Here is a 20,081-nt window from a genome sequence, read left to right as displayed (position 1 = left end):
CGGCGATCCGCCCCTCGGATCTCGATCCGCCCCCGGAACCCCGGGGGCGGATCGCATTCGGAGGGGCGGATCGCCGCGCCTGCCCCCGCCGCGCAACTATCGGACCCCGTCTTCGCCTCCGGCTCCGCCCGCCCTAGTCGATCTTCTTCAACGCCGAGCCCTTGTGCATGGCCAGGTGGCCGGTCTTGTCGCTCTCGATCTCGTACTGCGGCTCGTCCTTGCTGCACCTCCGCATGCGTCCCTTGAACTCGACGTCCTCGGTGTGGACATCGCGGATCACTCCGCGCACCATCCCGGCCTCGGAGTTCCACTCGACGTGGTCGCCCTTCTTGAAGTCGCTCATGACGCCAGTATGGGGGCCGGACGACGACAAGGTGAGCCATCTCACGCACTCGATCCCGCCCGCCGTCGGATCTGCCGGACCTGTGCCGTGCGCTGCACGCCTGCACGTCAGCGGTCGCCCCGTGCACCGGTCGGGCTGACCCCGGATCCCGCTCCGGGGGTTGCGGGGCCCCTCCCGCCTCTTCGTAGTGTCGGCGGCCGTCCGACAAACGACGTCGAAGCAGACAAACCAGAAGCAGACGAACGAGTCGTGGAGCACGACACGAGACCTTCAGGAGGTCACGAGGGATGCAGAAGAAGCTTGTCCGAACCCTGACCGGTGCGATGTTCGCGGGAGGGGTGGCAGCGGCCGGCGTCTCACTCGCCACCCCGGCTGCCAACGCGGCCCCGGCCAGCTCCTGGGACCAGGTGGCCCAGTGTGAGTCCGGAGGCAACTGGCAGATCAACACCGGTAACGGCTACTACGGTGGCCTGCAGTTCTCCGCCCAGACGTGGAGCGGGTACGGCGGCGGCGAGTACGCCGCGACGGCCGACCAGGCCACGCGTGAACAGCAGATCGACATCGGCGAGCGGGTGCTCGCGGGTCAGGGCGCGGGCGCCTGGCCGAACTGTGGTGGGCCGCTCGCCTGATCCGAGCGCCACACACGGATATGCGCATGACCGGCGTCGGGGCGATCCTCCGGCGCCGGTCTTCCGTCTAGCCGGGGTGATCCTCCGGCGCCGGTCTCGCGTCTCTACACCGGCGGCCCGGATCGGGCGGGTGGCGGAGTGCGAGACGGCGGAGGCGACTAGTCTTCTGAACGGTGACCACCGCCGATCGTGTCTACTCCCGACTCGTCACCCGCTCCGACGACGCGGAACACGAGCTCCCCGAGCCCGTCCGACGCGACCTGCCGCGCAACGGCCTGCGACTCGTCGCCGCCAACACGCTGCAGTCGTCGGGGGACCAGACCGTCAACGCCTCCACGGTGCTGCCGTGGCTGTTCCACGTCCTCGGGGTGCCCGCGGCGTTCGTCGGCCTGCTGGTGCCGATCCGCGAATCCGGGTCGATGCTGCCGCAGGCGTTCCTCACCCCGCTCGTGGTGCGGGTGCGCCGCCGCAAGTGGGTCTTCGTCACCGGCGCGGCCGTGCAGGCTGCGTCGGTGGCGGTGATGGCCGTGATCGCCGCGCTGGGCCGGGGGACCGCCGCCGGCGTGGGCGTCCTGGCCGCGCTCGTGGTGTTCTCGCTGGGCCGCTGTCTGTGCTCGATCGCGTCGAAGGACGTGCAGGGCCGCACCATCCCCTCAGGCGAGCGCGGCCAGATCGTCGGTCTCGCGACGTCGGCGGCCGGCCTGGTCGCCATCACCCTCGGCGTGCTCATCCGGTTGCTGGGCGGCGAGGATCTCGACCGCACAGCGCTGGCGATCCTGCTGGCCGTGGGCGCGCTGTTGTGGGCGCTGTCGGCGTCGGTGTACGCGCGGGTGCGCGAGCCGGCCGGCGAGGCCCGCGACACCGACGAACCGGCATCCGGGGCGGACGATCCCGCGTCCGACGAGTCGTCGCCCTCCTGGTTCGCGGACGCGGCGCGGCTCTTCCGTGAGGACGCCACGTTCCGCAGGTTCATCTCCGTGCGCGGCCTGCTGCTGGTGTCGTCGCTGAGCCCGCCGTTCATCGTGACGCTGTCGATCGCCTCGGGGACGGGCGCGCTGGCCGGGCTCGGCGGCTTCATCCTCGCCTCCGGCGTGGCGTCCCTGATCGGTGGGCGCATCTTCGGCCGGATGGCCGACCGGTCGTCTCGCCTGCTCATGGCGGGCGCGGCGACGGCGGCATCGATCGTGGCGGTGGCCCTGGTGCTGATCGAGTCGATCCCGGGCTTCGACGGCGGATCATTGCTCGGCGCCGCGGTGTTCGTCGGCGCGTACTTCCTGCTCACGCTCCTGCACTCTGGCGTCCGCGTGGGTCGCAAGACCTACGTGGTGGACGTGGCGGAGGGCGACACCCGCACCGCGTACGTCGCGGTCGGCAACACGATGATGGGCGTCATCCTGCTCGTGGTGGGAGGCGTCAGCTCGGCGCTGGCGGCGGTGAGCGTGGACTGGGCGCTGGTGTTCCTGGCGGTGCTCGGCCTCATCGGGGCGGCGTCGGCGATCTCGATGCCCGAGGTCTCGCGCGGCGCCTCCTGACGGGCCCGGGAGCGTCGGCTCGGGCCGCGCTCGCCCCGCCCGCGGCGCTCAGGCCTCGGGGTCGAACCCGACCACGTCGTAGATGAGCTTCTGCACGCCGTTGCCGTAGGCCTCGCTCTCGACCAGCTCGAGCTTCTGCCGCGGCTTGTCGGTGTCACTCCACATGCGTTTGCCGGCGCCGAGGATCCACGGGAACACCAACAGGTGGTAGCGGTCGATGAGCCCCGCGTCGGACAGGTTCCGGGCCAGCGTCGCCGATCCGTGCACGAGGATCGGGGCTCCCTCCGCCTGCTTCAGGGCCGCCACCTCGTCGAGGTCGCGCAAGATCGTCGTCGTCCCCCATTCGTCCACCAGGTCGCTCTCGGCGAGCGTCGTGGACACCACGTACTTCGGCATGGCGTTGTACTTCGGGAACTCGTCGGTCATCTGCGGCCACACGGCGGAGAACGCCTGGTAGCTGACGCGGCCGAGGAGCATCGAGCTGGCCTCGTCCTGCTCGCGGGCCTTGAGGCCGTAGACCTCCTCGAGGAAGTCCACGCCGAACGTCCAGCCGGTGTTGCGGTACCCGGGCTCGCCGCCAGGGGCCTCGACCACGCCGTCGAGCGAGACGAACGCGGTGTAGATCAACTGGCTCACGGAGGCCTCCTCGCACGGGAGTGCCAGAGTACGCCCGCACGTGCGGTCTGGGAGCGGTGACAATGGCAGCGGCGAGTGTCACCGCGGTGCCGCCGGTCCCGTGTGACAGCGGCGTGTACGACGACGAGTACGACGACGAGGAGTTCTCCTGCCCGACGACCAGACCACCCTCGCGGACTTCGAAGCCAGCCTGCTGGACGGGAGCGAGAAGGACCTGTCCGACTACCTGGGGCAGGTCGTCCTGGTGGTCAACACCGCGAGCAAGTGCGGGTTCACGCCGCAGTACAAGGGGCTGCAGGCGCTCTTCGAGGAGTTCCGCGACCGCGGCTTCGTGGTACTGGGGTTCCCGTGTGACCAGTTCGCGCACCAGGAGCCGGGCACGGACGAGGAGATCGGCGCGTTCTGCGAGCGCAACTTCGGCGTGGAGTTCCCGCTGTTCTCCAAGATCGAGGTCAACGGGTCGGGCGCGCACCCGCTCTACGACTGGCTGAAGTCTGAGAAGTCCGGGGTGTTGGGCGGGCGGATCAAGTGGAACTTCACCAAGTTCCTCGTGGGCCGCGACGGCCGGGTGATCGACAGGTTCGGGCCCAACCGCAAGCCCGAGGACCTGAGAGACGCCGTAGCCGACGCACTGCGGGGGTGAGCGGAGCGGTGCGCGGTTAACACCCCGAACTCAGTCGGGATTAAGGTTCCTCAGACACTACTCATCACTCTTTGGAGCCACATGTCTTTCGGACTCCGGGTCGGGGCGCCGATCACCAGCACCGGGTGGGCTCACCAGGCGGAGATGCCGACCGTCTCAGAGACGAGAACGTGCACGTGGTGAACCCGGCGGGCGCCTACGCGTCGTACTACACCGACTGGGAGGAGACGGACCCGACGCTCGGCCACAACAAGTGGGAGACGTTCCTCACCGAGGAGCTCCCCGCCGTCGTCGAGCAGCAGCTCGACACGACCGCCAAGGCCGCCGTCGGGGGCATCTCGATGGGCGGCCAGGCCGCGATGCACCTCGCCGCCGCGCACCCCGATGTCTACGACGCCGTGATGTCCTTCAGCGGCTTCTACTCCACCATGGACCAGCTCGGATACCAGACCGTGCGTCTGAGCGTGGAGACCCGCGGCGGCGATGTCGAGAACATGTGGGGCCCGCACCGCAGCAAGCGGTGGGCAGAGAATGACACCATCTCCCACCCGGAGGGCCTGCGCGGCAAGGCCGTCTACTTCTCGGCCGGCAACGCCGAGATCGGTGAGGCCGACCTCAAGCAGTACGGCGCGAACTACCAGAGCCTGCTCATCGGCCTGGTGCTGGAGAAGGGCGTGTACGAGAACTCCAAGGCGTTCGAGAAGGCCCTCGATCGCGCCGGCGTCGAGCACAGAGTGGACTTCTCCGACACGGGCCTGCACAACTGGCCGAACTTCCTCAAGAACTTCGACTCCGGCTGGGACCACATCAAGCCCGCCCTGTACGGCGGCGATGTCGAGTCCGGAACGGGGACCCCGGGTACCTCCGGTTCCGTGGGCTCGGCCGGGTCGTCGGGCTCGTCGAGCTCGTCCGGTTCCTGACCGACCGCTTCCGCGAGCGTGTAACCCCGGGCGTGTAACCCCGGGCGTGTAACCCATCGAGAAGACAGTTCCGCACACCGCCTCTCGGCCGATACGCGCTGAACTGTCTTCTCGATGAGGGCGGGGCCGTGCGGCCGCGGCGGTGGGCGGCGCTGGACCCGGCCCTCACGACACCGCGACCGTCAGCCGGCTCTCCAGATGGCGGGCGATCGCGCCGACCGCGCGCTCCAGCACACCGGCTTCGGGCAGGCAGACGATCCGGAAGTGATCGGGGCCCGGCCAGTTGAAGCCCGTGCCGTGTGTCACGAGGACGTGTTCCGAGCGCAACAGGTCGAGAACGAACTCCTCGTCGTCGTCGATCCCGTACATCTCCCGGTCGATCCGCGGGAAGCAGTACAACGCTCCGCGCGGCGCCACGCAGCTCACGCCGGGGATCGCGTTGAGCCTCTCCGCGGTGAGGGCCAACTGCCGCTCGATCCGGCCGTCGGGGTCCACGACCTCCGGGCCCCACGGGGAGTCCTCGGCCAGGGCGACAGGGATCGCGAACTGGCCGGGCACGCCGGGGCAGACCCGCATGTTCGACAGCAGCGTCAGCCCCTCGAGCAGGTCGGTGGCGCGGTCGAGCGGCCCGGTCGCCACCACCCAGCCGGCGCGGTACCCGCACACCCGGTACGCCTTGGACAGTCCGCCGAAGGTCAGGCACAGCACGTCGTCGCCGGCCGCGAGCGCGGCGTGGTGGTGCACGGCATCACCGAAGACCAGCTTCTCGTAGATCTCGTCGGACAGCAGCACCAGTCCGTACCGGCGGGCGATGTCGGCCATCCCGCGGACGGTCTCCTCGCTGTACACCGCGCCGGTCGGGTTGTTGGGGTTGATCATCACCAGCGCGGTGGTGCGCGGGGTGATGCGGGACTCGATGTCCGCCAGCGACGGGTTCCAGCCGTTCGCCTCGTCGGCCAGGTAGTGCACGGGCACCCCGCCGGTGAGATTCACCGCGCCGGTCCAGGTGGGGTAGTCGGGTGCGGGGACGAGGATCTCGTCGCCGGGGTCGACCATCGCCTGCAGGACGAGGGTGATGAGCTCGCTGACCCCGTTGCCGCAGAACACGTCCGCCGGCGAGACCCCGCGGACGCCGCAACGGCGGTAGTAGTCCGCGACGGCTTCGCGGGCCGCCGGGATACCGCGCGAGTCGGAGTACGCCTGCCCGTCCTCGAGGCTCCGCGCGACGGCGTCCACCAGCTCGGGCCGGGCGTCCAGACCGAACGGGCGCATGTTTCCGAGGTTGAGCCGGAGCACGTCGTGCCCCTCGGCCTCGAGGCGCATCGCCTCGGTGAGGATCGGTCCGCGCACGTCGTACCGGACGTCGCGGAGTCGGCGGGACTGACGGTAGGTCTGCATGGCGTCCATCTCAACCCGGAAGTGGCGCGCGCAGAAGATCCACTTCGCGCATATCCGCGGGACCACTTCGCGCCCGGCTCGCCTACGGTGGAGCGCATGGCCCGTCCCGCCGACCCCGCACGTCGCACCCGCCCCGTCTCCCTCGTCGTGGGCGAGGTGGCCGGCGCGGCCGACCTCGTGGACGGGATCATCGACCGCATCGCGGAGGGGGCGCTGGCCGACGGCGACCGCCTTCCCTCGACCCGCGCACTCGCCGAGCAGACCGGGCTCTCGCGCGGCACGGTGGTCCGCGCGTTTGACGAGCTCGCGGCGGCGGGCTTCGTCGAGTCCGCGCACGGCTCGGGGACTCGGATCAGTGCCGGTGCCGGGCTCGCTGCGCGGGCGGGCGCGCGCACCCGCGGCCACGCCGATCCCATCGCGCCGCCGACCCCCGAGCCCCGCCGGGGCCGCTCGCCGCGGGACCTCCGGCCCGGCATCCCGGACGCCACCCTCGTGGATCAGCGCGCGTGGCGGGCCGCGGTGCGGGCGGCCGCCGCGCAGGGGCTGGCCGGCCTCAACCCGTGGGAGGAGCCGAGTCCTTCTCTGCGGGCCGCGCTCGCCGGGCACCTGCGTCGTCACCGCGGCATCGCGGGCGCGGAGCCCCTGCTGTTCGACAGCTCGCGCTCGGCGATCGCGGCCCTGTGCGCGGCGTTCGCCGCCGCGGGCCCCGACCGGCCACCCGCGGTGTTCCATATGGAGGACCCCGGTTACCGCGGCGCGCGACTGATGGCCCGCGAGCAGGGCCTCGAGGCGCGCCTGCACCCCGCCGAGCCGGGCGGCCTCGACGCCGCGCGCCTGGGCTCCGAGCGCGCGATCGTGTTCACGACGCCCGCGCACCAGTTCCCGCTGGGGCACCGCATGAGCGTGGACAGGCGGGTCGCGCTGGTGGAGTGGGCGCGGCGGACCGGCTCGCTGGTGATCGAGGACGACTACGACGGCGAGTTTCGCTACGGCGTCGCACCCCTGCCGGCGCTGGTCACGCTGCCCGGCGCGGCGGATCACGTGGCGTACGTGGGCACGTCCTCCAAGTCGGTGGCGCCCGACCTGCGGGTGGCGTGGTGCCTGCCGCCCGCGTCGTTGCGGCGCGAGGTCGAGCGGTGGCTGGTGGTCCACCGCCGGGGCCCGTCGTCGTTGCCGGCCGAGGCGCTCGCGGCGTTCCTGGAGTCGGGGGCGATGGACCGCCACCTGGCGCGGGCGGCGCGCGTGTACGCCGATCGTCGCGGCCGCCTGGTGGCGGCACTCGCGCGCGAGTGTCCGGGACTGGAGGTGACGGGCGTCGAGGCGGGCCTGCACCTGTGCGTGGTGCTACCCGGATATGACGACGACGAGGTGGTCCGCGCGCTCGAGGAGACGGGGTGGCGCACCCGCCCGCTCAGCGGACAGGCGGAGAGCCACGCGGCGGCCGGACTCGTGCTGAGCTATTCGAGGCTCACCGCGCGGGACGCGGCCGCGTTCGCGTCGGACCTGCGGCGGGTGCTCGAGAGGCTCGGCTCCGGCTACTCCTGAGGCCCGCGCCCGCGCCTGCCGAGCGGGTGCGGGCACATACGGCCTGTCTTACAGTGAGCGCCAGCGACATCCGCGGCGAGAGCGCAGAGGAGACGCACCATGGGCACATCATTCTGGCGACGCACGACGATCGACCCCCCGGCGGCGGAGTTCTCCGAGGGCGAGCACGTGGACCTGGTGATCGCCGGCGCAGGGTTCACCGGCCTCATCACCGCCCTCATGGCGGCCGCGCGAGGCAAGTCCGTGGTGGTCTTGGAGGCGCACACCGTCGGCGCCGGGGCGAGCGGCGCGACCACGGCCAAGGTCTCGGTCCTGCAGGGCACGCGACTGTCGACGCTGCGGTCGAGGCACGGGCTCGAGACCGCCCGTCACTACGCCGAGGCCCATCAGTACGGGCTGGACTGGTGGGCGGAGTTCTGCGAGACGCACGGCGTGTCCGCCCAGCGCAGGCCCGCGCTCAGCTACTCGCGTGGCGCCCTGGGGACGGCATCGTTGCGCAAGGAGAAGCAGACGATGGACGACCTCGGTCTCCCCGCCCGGTGGCACGACCGACCGGATGTCCCGTTCCCCGCCCGATCGGCCGTGGAACTGCCCGACCAGCTGCAGATCGATCCCGTCCAGGCGCTGGCCGCGCTGGTCGAGGCCGTGGACGCGCTCGGGGTGCGCGTCGTCGAGCACTCCCGTGTCACCAAGGTGACCCCGCGCGGCGACGGCGCGGACGCCCACGCCGAGGTGCGCAGTGACCGCGGGATCCTCACCGCGCGCGACGTGCTCCTGGCGACGTCCGGGCCGTCACTGGACCGCGGCCCGACGGTGGCGACCATGGAAGCCGAACGCTCGTACTTGTGCGCGTTCGAATACGACGGCGGACTGCCGGAGGGCATGTACGGCTCGGTGGAGACACCGGTGCGCTCGCTGCGGACCGTGCCGACAGAGAACGGGGAGGTGCTCTTCGTGGGCGGCAACGGCCACCGCACCGGAACCGCCGCCCCCACCGGATCCAAGATCGAGTCGCTGCGGGAGTACGCGGAGAAGTACTTCCCCGGCGCGCGGATGACCCACGGGTGGTCCGCGCAGGACTTCCACCCGGTCGAGATGGTCCCCAGGTCGGGACCGCTGCCGTGGGGGAAGGGCCGCGTGCACTACGCCGGCGGCTACAGCAAGTGGGGGGTCAGCGGGTCCGCCGCGGCGGCGGGGATCATGGTCGACCGCCTCGAAGGGCTCGACCCGCGCGTGTCGTTCGGCAAGCCGTCGCTGACCGGCATGGTCAAGACCGCGCCCTCGATGTACGCCGATCTGCCCGTCCACATGGCCGCCGCCGCGGCGAAGTCGGTGGTCCGGAAGCCGCGGCCGAGCGTCCGACCGATGGGCGAGGCGACGGCCGATGACGGCGAGAAGTGCACTGTCGGCCTGCTGTGCCCGCACATGGGGGCCGTGCTCAGCTGGAACGACGTCGAGCGCTCGTGGGACTGCCCCTGGCACGGGTCCCGCTTCTCGGCGTGTGGTGAACTCATCGAGGGCCCCGCCACGAGCGACCTGAAGCGCCACGATACGACGTGACGGCGATCCCCGGACGCCGCCGGACACCGCTGCGACCGACCTGCGCACAACCTCACGCCTGCTCGATCGACGTGCGGCTCGCGGTCCTGCACCGCACTCCGTTTTTCGCCGACCTCGACGCCGACGGGATCGCTGAGGTGGACCGGCGTGCGGTGTCCCTGTCGTGGGGCTCCGGCGACGCCGTGTATACCGAGGGCGAGCGCTCCGGGTACCTCTACGTCATCGCCCACGGTCGCGCCAAAGCGTACCGGGACTCCGAGGACGGCCGGACCGTCGTCGTCGACCTGCTCGCACCGGGTGATTTCGCCGGTGGTGTCGACTCGCTCGGCACGCCGCGGTACGGCGAGACGGTCGAGGCGATCGACACACTGTGCGCGCTGCGGATCAGCGCCGAGGACTTCCGCGACCTCCTCACCCGATTCCCGCAGGTGGCGCTGCGCGTCGTCGACCACCTCACGGGGCTGCTCGAGGACGCGCGGACCACGGTGACGCACCACGCCACCCGTACCGTGGCGCAGCGGGTGGCCGGGACACTGCTGCGTGTCGCCGACAAGTTCGGTGAGGCCCGCTCCGGGTTCGGCGACGGCCGCGCGGCGGGAACGCTGCTGGAGCTACCGCTGACGCGATCCGACCTGGCAGGGATGACCGGGTCCACACCCGAGTCGGTGTCACGGGTGATGAGCAGGCTCCGGCGGGAGGGGATCATCGATTCCGGTCGCCGCTGGACCGCCGTGCTCGACCGCGAGCGACTGGCCGAGATCGCCGAGCCGCGCTGAGCGCCCGCGAGCGTTCGCGGGGCGTTGCACAGCCTGTCCTTGGTTGAAAGTGGCCCGGGAGTGACCGAAACTTGGGAGGACAACATCGGCCGCCGGCCACAGTGTGTACCCGCCTACGGAAGCAGGAGTATCGATGAGCCCCACTGACCAGGGTCCGAACCCGTTCGTCGTCGACATCGAGGACGCCACCCTCGCCAACGACAACTACCGGACCACCCTGTGGACGGGATCGCACATGCAGCTCACCGTGATGAGCATCCGCCCCGGGGACGACATCGGTCTCGAGGTCCACGACGACCACGACCAGTTCCTCCGCGTCGAGGCCGGCACGGGTCGGGTCGAGATGGGGCCGGCGAAGGACCAGCTCGACTTCGTCCGCGAGGTCTCCGACGACTGGGTAATTCTCGTGCCCGCCGGGAGCTGGCACAACGTCACCAACATCGGTGATGACGACCTCAAGGTGTACTCGCTGTACGGCCCGCCCGAGCACGAGCACGGCACCGTTCATCAGACCAAGGCGGACGACGACCACTGATCTGACGAGACACCGCGGGCCCGGGCCGGTCGATCTTCCGGTGCGGGCCCGCGGTGTCGCGTCAGGTCAGGCCGAGACCGCCTCGCGGTGCCGCCCCCGGCGATCCGGGTCGGCGACGGTGCGGTGGACGTCGACCCGCCGGCGCAGGAGACGCATCGCGTTGACGATGACCACCAGGACGGACGCCTCGTGGATGAGCATGCCGATCGACATGGTGACCCCTCCGGCGAAGACACCTGCCAGCAGCGCGGCCACGGTGATCATCGCGACCGCGATGTTCTGACGCATCACCGACACGGTGCGCTTCGCCAGACCGACGGCCTCCGGCAGCTTGAGCAGGTCGTCACCCATGAGTGCGATATCCGCGGTCTCCACCGCCACGGCTGACCCGGCGGCGCCCATCGCGACACCGATGTCCGCGGTGGCCAGCGCGGGAGCGTCGTTGACGCCGTCGCCGACCATGGCCACGGTGTGGCCCGCCCGCTGCAGCTCGGTGACCGCGTGCAGCTTGTCCTCCGGCAGCAGCCCCGCCCGGACCTCGTCCACCCCGGTGGCCGCGCCGACCGCCTCCGCGACCAGCGGGACGTCACCGGTGAGCATGATGACCTTCTCGACACCGGAACCGTGGAGCCGGGCGATCATCTCGGCCGCATCGGCACGGACGGTGTCGGCCACCGCGATGACGCCGGCCACCTCGTCGTCGACGGCGATGATCATGGGGGTCTTGCCGTCGCGGGCGAAGTCGTCGGCCGCCAGTGCCGCGCCGCCGTCGTCGGCGATCCCGAACTCGTCCAGCAGCGCCTGGTTGCCGATCAGGACGCGATGCCCGTCCACCTGCGCGGTCAGACCCTTGCCCGCGATAGGCCGGACCGATTCGGGAGTGTCGTAGGCGACCCCCTCGGCCGAGGCCGCCTCGAGGATCGGCCGGGCCAGCGGGTGTTCGGAGCCCGCCTCGCCGCCTGCCGCCAGGGCCAGCACGTCGGCGCGGGACCTGTCAGGGGCCAGCACGAGGACGTCGGTCAGTTCGGGTCGTCCCTCGGTGAGGGTTCCGGTCTTGTCCACCGCGACGACGTCGATCTTCGCGGAGGTCTCCAGGTACTCCCCGCCCTTGATGAGGATGCCGTTGCGGGCCGCCCTGCCGATGCCGGCGACGATCGCGACCGGGATCGAGATGACCAGTGCACCGGGGCAGCCGATCACCAGCAGGGTCAGCGCCAGCACCACATCGCCGCTGATCAGGCCGGCGACCAGCGCCAGGACCATGATGCCCGGGGTGTACCACGCGGAGAAGCGGTCGATGAAACTCTGGGTACGCGCCTTGGCGTCCTGCGCCTCCTCGACGCGGTGGATGATCCGCGCCAGGGTGGTGTCGGCACCGATGCCGGTCGCCAGGACGTGGAGGAATCCCCCGCGCGACACGGTGCCGGCGAACACCTGGTCGCCCTCGGACTTCTCCACGGGAATCGACTCGCCGGTGATCGAGGCCTCGTCGAGCGCACCGGAACCGGCCACGACCTGGCCGTCGACGGGGACCTTGGCGCCGTTCTTGACCAGTACGATCTCACCCTGGCGGACCTGGCCGGCCGGGACCTCCACCTGTTCGCCGTCACGCATCACCACCGCGACGTCCGGTGCCACGGCAACCAGCTCGGCCAGCGCGGAGCGGGTCTTGTTGAGGGTGGCCGACTCGAGGGCGTGACCGATCGCGAACAGGAAGGTGACCGCGGACGCCTCCCAGTAGTTGCCGATGATGATCGCGCCGATCGCCGCGACCGACACCAGCAGATCGATGCCGATGTGGCGGATGAGCAGGGCATCGACCGCCTTCTTGACGATGGGGGCTCCCGCGACGACAGCGGCGGCGAGCATCAACACGTCGGCGAGGACCGCGTTGTCCTCGAGCCCGCGGAAGTCCGAGCCGGCCACACCGGATGCGATGAAGGATCCGATGATGAGCAGCCCCGACAGGATCGGGACGAACCAACGCCCGTATATCCATTTACGGATGGTATTCATGACCTACTCCTCGATATCCGGGTCCAAATTTCGGTGCGGTGTTTCCGACACATCTCCTCGATCCGTCGGAATTACCATAAGAGCGTTCCGGTGAAGCGACCATGACGGTGATCAATTAACCGGCACGACCGGATACGGCAGGCCCGGCGGTGGGGGAATGTCCGGAAAACGCGGCTCCGCCGTCCCGGGCGAATCGGCGCGCGGGACGGCGGAGGGCAGGTGAAGGGTCACCGGTCCGGTCAGAAGGCGCTGGGACGTGCCCTGTAACCGGCCTTCGCCACGGCGGCCACGAGGTCATCGACGCTGGACACCCCCGGGTCGTGGTCGACCTCGATCCGCGAGGAGGCGAAGTGCACCTCCACCTTCTCGACACCCTCGAGTCGACCGACCTGCTTCTCGATCTTGGCCACACAGGACGGGCAGGAGAACCCCTCCGCGCGCAGGATGCTGTGAATGACATTCTTTACGGCCATGACGTTGTCCTTTCTTCTCGGTCCCGGTCGGCACCCGCCGCCGATTAATTCCCACGATAGAGACGGGCCGCTGCCGGAACATTGACGCGGATCACTTATCCGCACAATTCTTTCCGGTCGTGTCGCGGGGACTATTTCGAGGCGTGGTCCGCGTTGATCGACATGAGATCAAAGGAAAATGGGGGGATCAGGAACATGACATATGAGGACATCCCGAGCGCGTACGTGGCGCGGGCGGAGGTGCTGGCGGGCGTGCTGGGCAGGGAGGTCGCCCCGGACGATCCCGACCGCGAGGTCATCGAGGCGTGGGCGGGTGGTGTCCCCGGGCGCATCCTCGACGTCGGCTCGGGCACTGGACGGTGGGCCGGGCACCTGGCGGCGCTGGGGCACGCGGTGGACGGGCTCGAACCCTCCGGCCCGTTCGTCGACATGGCCCGGGAGAGCTTTCCGACCGTGGCGTTCCGGCACGGCGCGATCTCCGATCTGGACGGGACGGAGGAGCGGTGGGCCGGCCTGTTGGCCTGGTACTCGCTCATCCACATGGATGGACGGGAGCTCCCCGTGGCGCTGGCGACCCTCCACCGGGTTCTCGAGGCGGACGGGCAGCTGCTCCTGTCGTTCTTCACCGGACCCTGTCACGGTCGGTTCGCCCACCCGGCGGCCACGGCCTACCTCTGGCCGATGGACGGCATGGTCACCGCTCTGGAGCGCGCGGGCTTCAGGGTGACGGGCCGGCGTACGCAGCCGGGTGCGCCGCATGCCGTCGTGACCGCGCGGTCCGCCGCCTGACGGGCATCGCAGGCCCCGCGCCCGGGACTGATCGGCCCCCGCGCGGGCGGTCATGACACGCTGGTGACGTGAAGACGCCGGTACCTGACTATCTGCTCGAGATCCGCGACGCCTGCTCGGACGGCGGGGAGGGCCGGCTCGCCGACTACATCCCCGAGCTCGCGGCCGTGGACCCGGACCGGTTCGCGGTGGCCGCCTGCACGATGGACGGGGTCGTCTACACAGCCGGCGACGCCGACGCGGAGTTCACGATCCAGTCGATGAGCAAGCCGTTCGTCTACGCGCTCGCCCTCCGCGACCGCGGGATCGAGGCTGTCCTGGAGAAGGTCGAGGTGGAGCCGTCCGGCGACGCGTTCAACCAGATCTCCCTCAACCGGGACACCGGCCGGCCGCGCAACCCGATGATCAACATCGGTGCGATCACCACGCACACGCTCGTCGGCCCGCCCGGTGCCTCGGAGGACGAGCGCAGCGAGGTCATCGCGGACGGGTTGTCGGCGTTCGCGGGCCGGCGTCTCGAGGTCGACGGCGCCGTGTGCGAGTCCGAGCTGCGGACCGCGTTCCGCAACCGCGCGATGGCCAACCTCGTCCGGGCCGGCGGGATCATCGAGGAGGACCCCGACGAGGCCGTGCGCGGGTACACCCGGCAGTGCGCGTACCGGGTGACGGTGCGGGACCTCGCCGTCATGGCCGTCACGCTGGCCACCGGCGGCGTCAACCCGGTCACGCGCGAGCGGGTCGTGTCGGCGCCGGTCGCGCGGCAGGTCCTCGCCGTGATGGCGACGTGCGGGATGTACGACGCCGCCGGCGACTGGATGTCCACGGTGGGGATCCCGGCGAAGAGCGGGGTGTCCGGGGGCATCCTCGGCGCGCTGCCCGGTCAGGTGGGGCTGGGGGTGTTCTCGCCGCGGCTCGACGAGCACGGACACAGCGTCGAGGGCGTGCGCACCTTCGAGCGGCTGTCGCAGGACCTCGAGCTGCACCTCATGAACACCACGGTCACCGAGGTCGAGGCCGTGCGGTCGGTGCGGTTCGACGAGATCTCCGGCCGACGCACGTTCCGCCTGCAGGGCCCCATGACCTTCGCCAGCGCCGAGCAGGTGTTGCGGCGCCTGGCCGAAATCCCCGAGGGGCCGGGCGAGGTGACGCTCGACCTCAGCCGCGTGTCCTCGGTCAACGCGAGCGCCCGGCGGATGCTGCTCGAGGCGATGCGGCGGCTGTCCGCGGAGGGGCACACGGTGGGGCTCGCGGACCCGGGGCGGCGCCTGCCGGAGCCGGACCTCGGCGACGGCACCCGCCCGGTCACCCGCCGGGCTGCCCGCTGACGGTCCCCGTGGTGCTCACCCGCCGTTGAGCCCGCTGACCGGTGCGAACTCGTGCCCCCCGCCGGCGGCGCGCGACGTTCCAACGTCCCGTAGCGACTAGCGATCACCAGGGGGTCGTGACGCGGACGCGGTCGGGGGATAGAGGGTGACAGCCGGCGTCGAGAGGTTCAGTCGCATATCGCTGAGTCGGCCCAGTCACACCCCGGCCCCGTTGGCGGCGAGCGCGGCTCGGACCGTGTCGGGGGCGGTGGTCACGGAGTGTTCGAACGCCTGCGTGCGGCGCGCGCCGTTCATGAAATGCGCGCTCAGGCCGGCGAGGTCGGCGTGGGTCGGCAGGATCGGCACGACGGTCGTGCCGCGGGCGCGGACGGTGGCGATCTCGGCGTGCAGGACGGTCGACATCGGGCGGCGGATCATCCGGTACTCGAGCGAGCCACCGGGGCCGGGGATGCGGACGCCCGGTGCCGACGCCATCGGGGCGATGACGTAGATGAGGTCCGCTTCCTCCGGACCGATGAGGTCGACCGAGGCGGTCGAGCCCATCCCGCCGTCGACGAAGATACGGTCCCCGATCGGCACCGGCGGCATCCAGCCGGGGGTCGCCCAGGACGCGCGCAGCGCCTCGCCGACGGTCGCGTGGGGCGACCCGGGTGCGCCGAACACGACCCGCTCCCCGGCGCGGACGTCGTAGGCCACCATCCGGGCCGCGGGGTGGGGGAGCCAGGCGCCGACCTCGAACTGCTCGGCGAGTCGCTGCAGCCACCCCGCGTCCGCGCGCCCCGTGGGGGCGATGCCGGTGAGGCCCGCCAGCCCGGTGCGCTTGCGCAGGAGGCCCGGGTTGAGCAACGGAAGCCGCGGCAGCGGCGGCACGCTGGGCGGAGTGGAGGCGATGTGGTCCCGCAGCCTCGGGTCGGTGGCCCGGCCGTACTGCATGTCGACCAGTTCGGAGACGGAGACGCCGCCGGCGAGCATGGTGACGAGTTCGGCGCCCGCGGAGGTGCCGAGCATGACGTCGGCCTCACGCGGGTCGAAACCGGTCTGCTCGCCCAGGGCGTGCATGGCCGCGATCGCCCAGGCGGCCCCGATGGTGCCGCCGCAGCCGAGCACGATCGCCGTCCTGCTCATGCGTCGGACTCCTGAGGTCTGCGACTCACGTCCGCGCCCACCATTCGTCGCGCTCGGCGCCGGTGACCTCGCGCGCGGTGTAGTCGCCGACCCGCGGGGGTTCGTATCGTCCCGTCAGCGGCATGGAGTCTCCTCGGATCGGCGATGTCCTGGCAGTGAGTGGAACCTTACGCGGCCGGAGCGCTCAGGCGTAACGGTCCGTGAACCGGGCGACCGCGTCGACCACCGCGAGGTAGCGCGGCGAGCACACCGCGTCGAAGCCGTGCTGCGCGCCCGGCAGTTCGGTGTAGATCACCGGGTTCGGCGACCCCGCGCGCAGGTGCCGTACGAGCCGCCGCGAGCCCTTGACCGGCGTGTACGTGTCCAGCGTGCCGTGGATGATCGCCACCGGCGGCGCCCCGGAGGCCGGATGCCGCACGGGGTCCGAGACGTCCCTGGTCGCACTGCCCAGCCGGCCGTAGTACCCGTAGAGCCCGACCGCTGCGGCCAGCGTGGTGTCGACGTGCTCGAAGCCGGGCTGGAATCGGGGATCGTTCGCGGTCAGCGCGGTCATCATCGCGATGTGGGCGCCTGCCGAACTGCCCGCGACGACGATCGGCGCATCGGCCGGGATGTCATGTGACGGGCCCTCGACGCGGATCCAGTGGAGGAGCCGCTTGATGTCCACCAGGTGCTGCGGGAAGCCCGCCTCGGGGGTGGGCGACAGGGTGTAGGTCGCGCTGAGGGCGGCCCAACCGCGACGCGCGTGGTCGAACAGCATCGCGCGGGACTCGCGGCTCGGTGCGCCCGCGCGGAAGTGACCGCCGTGGATGTGTACGAGCACACCGCGGACCCCGTCCACCCCCGCGCCGAACTCACCCGCACGGGACCCGGCCCCGCCGTCGCCACCAGGGCGGAGGTCTGCACGGGTGTAGAGATCGAATCGGTTCGCCACGGGGTCCGGACCGTAGACCATGCCCCGGCGGGCCCGCACCCCGTGCGGCGGCAGCGGCCACGGACGGACCAGAACCGTCGGCCAGGGCGTGCGGTGGCGTGGGGCGGAGCTCGTCGTCGTCGCCGTGCCGCGCCCCTCCGTGCCGGCCTGCAGCGCACCGTCCCCCGGCGCCCGCTCCCGCAGCGCGCGGTCCAGGACGGGCCGCGCGGCGAGGTGGCGCGCGAGCACGACCCCCAGCCCCGTGCAGGTCAGCGCGGCCATTCCCGCGCCCACCACGTCGGACGGTCGCCGCTCCCGGCGGCCCAGCGCGGTCGCGGTGGCCGCGCCCACGAGTGCGCCGATGTGCAGCGGCACCTCGAGCGCCGGCAGGCTCATCACCCACCCCGCGGTGGCGGCGGCGAACGGCCGACGGATCGGGCGCAGGGCGAGCGCCGTGGACACCGCGGCGGGCGCGACGAGCGCGGGCAGCGGGACGCGGGTGGGACGTGGCACGGTCACTCCTCGGGCAGGTCAGCGCGTTCCCAGGCCGCGACCGGGCCCGGGATCAGGTCGAACATCGGGTGCGGTCGCGGGGTGACGAGCCGGTCCAGCCACGGCGGGTCGCGCTCGATCACCTTGGCGCGCAGGTGCGCCCACTCCAGCGCGAGTTGGCCGTCGGTGAGCGGCAGGCGCTCGGGCCCGGGCGGCAGGACGACGCGCGTGCGGTCGAAGCGGTAGCCGCGCGCGTCGGCGGCGTCGGCGAGACCGTGCAGCCATGTGGCGATCCCCGCGACCGGGTCGGCGAGGGTGCGGAACCGCTCGAGCTGGGGATGCGCGCGATAGCCCTTCGTCATCCCGCGGAGTACCTTCTGGGCCAGGAGCCCCTCGCGCCAGCCGGCGATGAGCGCGGCGCGGTCGAGCAGGTCGGGATGGATGCTCCACAGGCGCACCCCGGCGAGTATAGGGACGCGCCGCGTGGCGGGGGCCGGCGCGCGTGGCGGCGGGCCGACAGGTGGCGCGGCGGGCGCGCCCGGAGGGGAAGGGACGAGACCATGACGACGACGACAACGCCGACGCTCGACGAGGTGATGGCCGAGCTCGCCGGTCTCGAGGACGCCCGGATCCGGGAGGTCAACGCCCGGCACGGTGACGACCACGGGGTCAACCTCACGGCGTTGCGGGCGGTGGCCAAGCGGGTGAAGAAGAACCAGCCCCTGGCGGTCGAACTGTGGGCGACCGGTGACTCGGCCGCGCGGCTGCTGGCGATCCTCGTGTGCCGGCCGAAGGAGTTCTCCGCCGACGAGCTCGATGCCATGCTGCGTCAGGCGCGCACCCGGAAGGTCCACGACTGGCTGGTGGGCTACGTGGTGATGAAGGGCCCGCACGCCGAGGACCTGCGCGTCGCGTGGCTCGACGATGCCGACCCGGTCGTGGCCTCCGCCGGCTGGGCGCTCACCGCCGACCGCGTAGTCAAGAAGCCCGAGGGGCTGGACCTGCCCGGGCTGATGGACGTGATCGAGGCCGAGATGGCCGACGCCCACGAGCGGCTGCAGTGGGAGATGAACACCTGCCTGGCGCAGATCGGCATCCACCACCCGGAGCTGCGCGCGCGGGCGCTGGAGATCGGCGAGCGGCTCGGGGTGCTGCGCGACTACCCGACGCCGCGCGGCTGCACCTCGCCGTACGTGCCCGAGTGGATCGGCGAGATGGTCCGCCGGCAGGAGGGCTGACGCCGCGCACTCTCGGCGAGTGGTCACAGACGCCGATTCCCGGCGTCAACGTCCTGGGTGAGTTCCAGTGGTCAGCGCTGCGCGGTAGATCGCGGCGTGGGCGGCCGCGACGGCGGCGTCCTCGGCGTCCGGCGAGCGCGCGGGAGCCGGCGGGCTCCCGAGCGCGGTGCCCAGTGCTTCACGGAGCCCGGCGGTGTCAGGTGATCCGGCGTCGTACGAGGCGACGTCGTGGCCCCACTGCTCGACCAGATAGCCGATGCGCGGGATGACGGGCGGCAGACCCAGGTCGCGGCACAGCTCCAACCAGCCCGAATGCGTGCCGTGGCGGTGTGGGAGCACGAGGGCGTCGAACCCGGCGAGGGCAGCACACAGATCGGACTCGGGCAGGTGGTCGTGCGCCCGCACCTCCACCTCGGGGCGGCTGGCGAGACGGTCGAGCACGAGCGCGGCGGCATGCCGCGGGTGGCCGGGATCGCGGGCGGCGGCGAGGGCATCGGCGCGGATCATCACGATCAGCCGGGTGTGGGGCGGGAGCGCGTCGGCGAGCGCGGGCAACAGCTGCTCGGCCGCGACGCCTGCGCGCAGTGAACCGAGCACCACCCCGACCGTGCGGACGCGACCGGGGCGCCGGCCGTCGTGGCCGGCTGAGGCGCGGGCTCGGCGCAGCGGCTCGGTGACCGCGGCCGACACGAGGCGAGGATGCGGGATGACCTGCGCGTCGACGCCCCACCGCTTGCGGATCTCTGCGGCGGCGCCGACGGTCAGCGTGAGGACGGCGAAGGCTCCGCGAACGAGATGACCGGTGCGCTCGAGATGGGCGGTGGGGTCGGGCTCGTGCGGGTTGGTCAGGTCGTGGACGGTCACCACCAGCGGCATCGCCCGCGCCCGTAGTGTCGCGACGAACTCGGCGATCTGCTCGGGCGAGCGGTGCTCGTACCCGAAATGCACGTGCACGAGGTCTGCGTCGTCGAGGACCTCGGGTCGCTCGGCCGACTCCAGCGCCGGATGGGGCCACCACCGGGCGGGGTCGGCCGGGTCCAGCACCGGGTCGTCGAGCACGACGACATCGGTGGCGGGTCCGAGGGCGTGGCGGACGTAGTCGTGCCCGGCGGGCACCGAGCGGACCCGCATCGTCGGGGCGGGGGAGGCGCCAGAGTTCACCTCGACACCGTGCCATGCGCCCCCGGGGCATC

Annotated in this window: 20 protein-coding genes; 11 read left to right on the top strand and 9 right to left on the bottom strand. The window is 71.7% G+C overall.

Annotation, left to right across the window (positions count from 1 at the left end):
- Positions 1-133: 133 nt before the first annotated feature.
- Entirely contained in the window at positions 134-343 is a 210-nt protein-coding gene (locus tag KHA85_RS08800) for a hypervirulence associated TUDOR domain-containing protein (protein WP_213185498.1), read from the bottom strand.
- A gap of 287 nt (positions 344-630) precedes the next feature.
- Between KHA85_RS08800 and KHA85_RS08795 the strand changes: the two genes are divergently transcribed.
- Positions 631-972, top strand: coding sequence for a transglycosylase family protein (locus tag KHA85_RS08795; protein ID WP_007628931.1), 342 nt, complete (start codon positions 631-633; stop codon positions 970-972).
- Between the two features lie 173 nt (positions 973-1,145).
- Positions 1,146-2,504, top strand: coding sequence for an MFS transporter (locus tag KHA85_RS08790; protein ID WP_213185497.1), 1,359 nt, complete (start codon positions 1,146-1,148; stop codon positions 2,502-2,504).
- A 48-nt stretch (positions 2,505-2,552) separates the two neighbouring features.
- Here the strand turns inward: KHA85_RS08790 and KHA85_RS08785 are convergent, their stop codons facing one another.
- Positions 2,553-3,140: a dihydrofolate reductase family protein gene (locus KHA85_RS08785; protein ID WP_213185496.1), complete on the bottom strand. Its 588-nt coding sequence runs from the start codon at positions 3,138-3,140 to the stop codon at positions 2,553-2,555.
- Positions 3,141-3,288: 148 nt separating this feature from the next.
- Here KHA85_RS08785 and KHA85_RS08780 point away from each other — a divergent pair, with 148 nt between their 5' ends.
- Together KHA85_RS08780 and KHA85_RS08775 are read left to right on the top strand one after the other, a co-directional pair.
- The gene (locus KHA85_RS08780) at positions 3,289-3,783 is read left to right on the top strand and encodes a glutathione peroxidase (RefSeq protein ID WP_213185501.1); all 495 of its coding nucleotides are present in this window, start codon (positions 3,289-3,291) and stop codon (positions 3,781-3,783) included.
- A 170-nt stretch (positions 3,784-3,953) separates the two neighbouring features.
- A complete protein-coding gene (locus KHA85_RS08775) occupies positions 3,954-4,703 on the top strand; it encodes an alpha/beta hydrolase (protein WP_308936901.1) in 750 nt (249 codons plus the stop codon).
- Positions 4,704-4,868: 165 nt separating this feature from the next.
- Here the strand turns inward: KHA85_RS08775 and KHA85_RS08770 are convergent, their stop codons facing one another.
- A complete protein-coding gene (locus KHA85_RS08770) occupies positions 4,869-6,101 on the bottom strand; it encodes a pyridoxal phosphate-dependent aminotransferase (protein ID WP_213185495.1) in 1,233 nt (410 codons plus the stop codon).
- Positions 6,102-6,197: 96 nt separating this feature from the next.
- Here KHA85_RS08770 and KHA85_RS08765 point away from each other — a divergent pair, with 96 nt between their 5' ends.
- The 4 genes from KHA85_RS08765 to KHA85_RS08750 all read left to right on the top strand — a co-directional run bounded on the left by KHA85_RS08765 (position 6,198) and on the right by KHA85_RS08750 (position 10,517).
- Positions 6,198-7,646, top strand: coding sequence for an aminotransferase-like domain-containing protein (locus KHA85_RS08765; RefSeq protein WP_213185494.1), 1,449 nt, complete (start codon positions 6,198-6,200; stop codon positions 7,644-7,646).
- A gap of 99 nt (positions 7,647-7,745) precedes the next feature.
- A complete protein-coding gene (locus KHA85_RS08760; RefSeq protein ID WP_213185493.1) occupies positions 7,746-9,206 on the top strand; it encodes an FAD-dependent oxidoreductase in 1,461 nt (486 codons plus the stop codon).
- The gene (locus KHA85_RS08755) at positions 9,203-9,982 is read left to right on the top strand and encodes a Crp/Fnr family transcriptional regulator (RefSeq protein WP_043569104.1); all 780 of its coding nucleotides are present in this window, start codon (positions 9,203-9,205) and stop codon (positions 9,980-9,982) included. Before KHA85_RS08760 ends, KHA85_RS08755 begins: the two co-directional genes overlap by 4 nt.
- A gap of 133 nt (positions 9,983-10,115) precedes the next feature.
- The gene (locus tag KHA85_RS08750; RefSeq protein ID WP_007633773.1) at positions 10,116-10,517 is read left to right on the top strand and encodes a cupin domain-containing protein; all 402 of its coding nucleotides are present in this window, start codon (positions 10,116-10,118) and stop codon (positions 10,515-10,517) included.
- A 66-nt stretch (positions 10,518-10,583) separates the two neighbouring features.
- Here the strand turns inward: KHA85_RS08750 and KHA85_RS08745 are convergent, their stop codons facing one another.
- Together KHA85_RS08745 and KHA85_RS08740 are read right to left on the bottom strand one after the other, a co-directional pair.
- Positions 10,584-12,533 (bottom strand): heavy metal translocating P-type ATPase, encoded by a 1,950-nt coding sequence (locus KHA85_RS08745; RefSeq protein ID WP_213185492.1) that lies wholly within the window; start codon positions 12,531-12,533, stop codon positions 10,584-10,586.
- 239 nt (positions 12,534-12,772) lie between these two features.
- A complete protein-coding gene (locus KHA85_RS08740; RefSeq protein ID WP_007633765.1) occupies positions 12,773-13,006 on the bottom strand; it encodes a heavy-metal-associated domain-containing protein in 234 nt (77 codons plus the stop codon).
- A gap of 195 nt (positions 13,007-13,201) precedes the next feature.
- On the opposite strand from KHA85_RS08740, the gene KHA85_RS08735 reads away from it, so the two are divergent.
- Both KHA85_RS08735 and KHA85_RS08730 read left to right on the top strand, forming a co-directional pair.
- Positions 13,202-13,795: a class I SAM-dependent DNA methyltransferase gene (locus tag KHA85_RS08735; RefSeq protein WP_213185491.1), complete on the top strand. Its 594-nt coding sequence runs from the start codon at positions 13,202-13,204 to the stop codon at positions 13,793-13,795.
- 68 nt (positions 13,796-13,863) lie between these two features.
- Complete coding sequence (locus KHA85_RS08730) at positions 13,864-15,120, top strand: glutaminase (RefSeq protein ID WP_213185490.1); 1,257 nt, start codon at positions 13,864-13,866, stop codon at positions 15,118-15,120.
- 195 nt (positions 15,121-15,315) lie between these two features.
- Here KHA85_RS08730 and KHA85_RS08725 read toward each other — a convergent pair whose 3' ends face one another.
- From KHA85_RS08725 to KHA85_RS08715, 3 genes are all read right to left on the bottom strand, one after another.
- Complete coding sequence (locus tag KHA85_RS08725) at positions 15,316-16,245, bottom strand: patatin-like phospholipase family protein (RefSeq protein ID WP_213185489.1); 930 nt, start codon at positions 16,243-16,245, stop codon at positions 15,316-15,318.
- 184 nt (positions 16,246-16,429) lie between these two features.
- Positions 16,430-17,671 (bottom strand): alpha/beta hydrolase, encoded by a 1,242-nt coding sequence (locus KHA85_RS18470; RefSeq protein ID WP_213185488.1) that lies wholly within the window; start codon positions 17,669-17,671, stop codon positions 16,430-16,432.
- A 2-nt stretch (positions 17,672-17,673) separates the two neighbouring features.
- A complete protein-coding gene (locus tag KHA85_RS08715; protein ID WP_213185487.1) occupies positions 17,674-18,108 on the bottom strand; it encodes a pyrimidine dimer DNA glycosylase/endonuclease V in 435 nt (144 codons plus the stop codon).
- 102 nt (positions 18,109-18,210) lie between these two features.
- Between KHA85_RS08715 and KHA85_RS08710 the strand changes: the two genes are divergently transcribed.
- On the top strand, positions 18,211-18,888 hold the full coding sequence (locus KHA85_RS08710) for a DNA alkylation repair protein (protein WP_213185486.1): 678 nt from the start codon (positions 18,211-18,213) through the stop codon (positions 18,886-18,888).
- A 45-nt stretch (positions 18,889-18,933) separates the two neighbouring features.
- Here KHA85_RS08710 and KHA85_RS08705 read toward each other — a convergent pair whose 3' ends face one another.
- Positions 18,934-20,049, bottom strand: coding sequence for a glycosyltransferase family protein (locus KHA85_RS08705; RefSeq protein WP_308936900.1), 1,116 nt, complete (start codon positions 20,047-20,049; stop codon positions 18,934-18,936).
- Between the last annotated feature and the right edge of the window lie 32 nt (positions 20,050-20,081).

The sequence above is a fragment of the Dietzia massiliensis genome (assembly GCF_018390595.1).
GTDB lineage: Bacteria > Actinomycetota > Actinomycetes > Mycobacteriales > Mycobacteriaceae > Dietzia > Dietzia massiliensis.
This window is presented reverse-complemented; position numbering and strand designations above follow the sequence as displayed.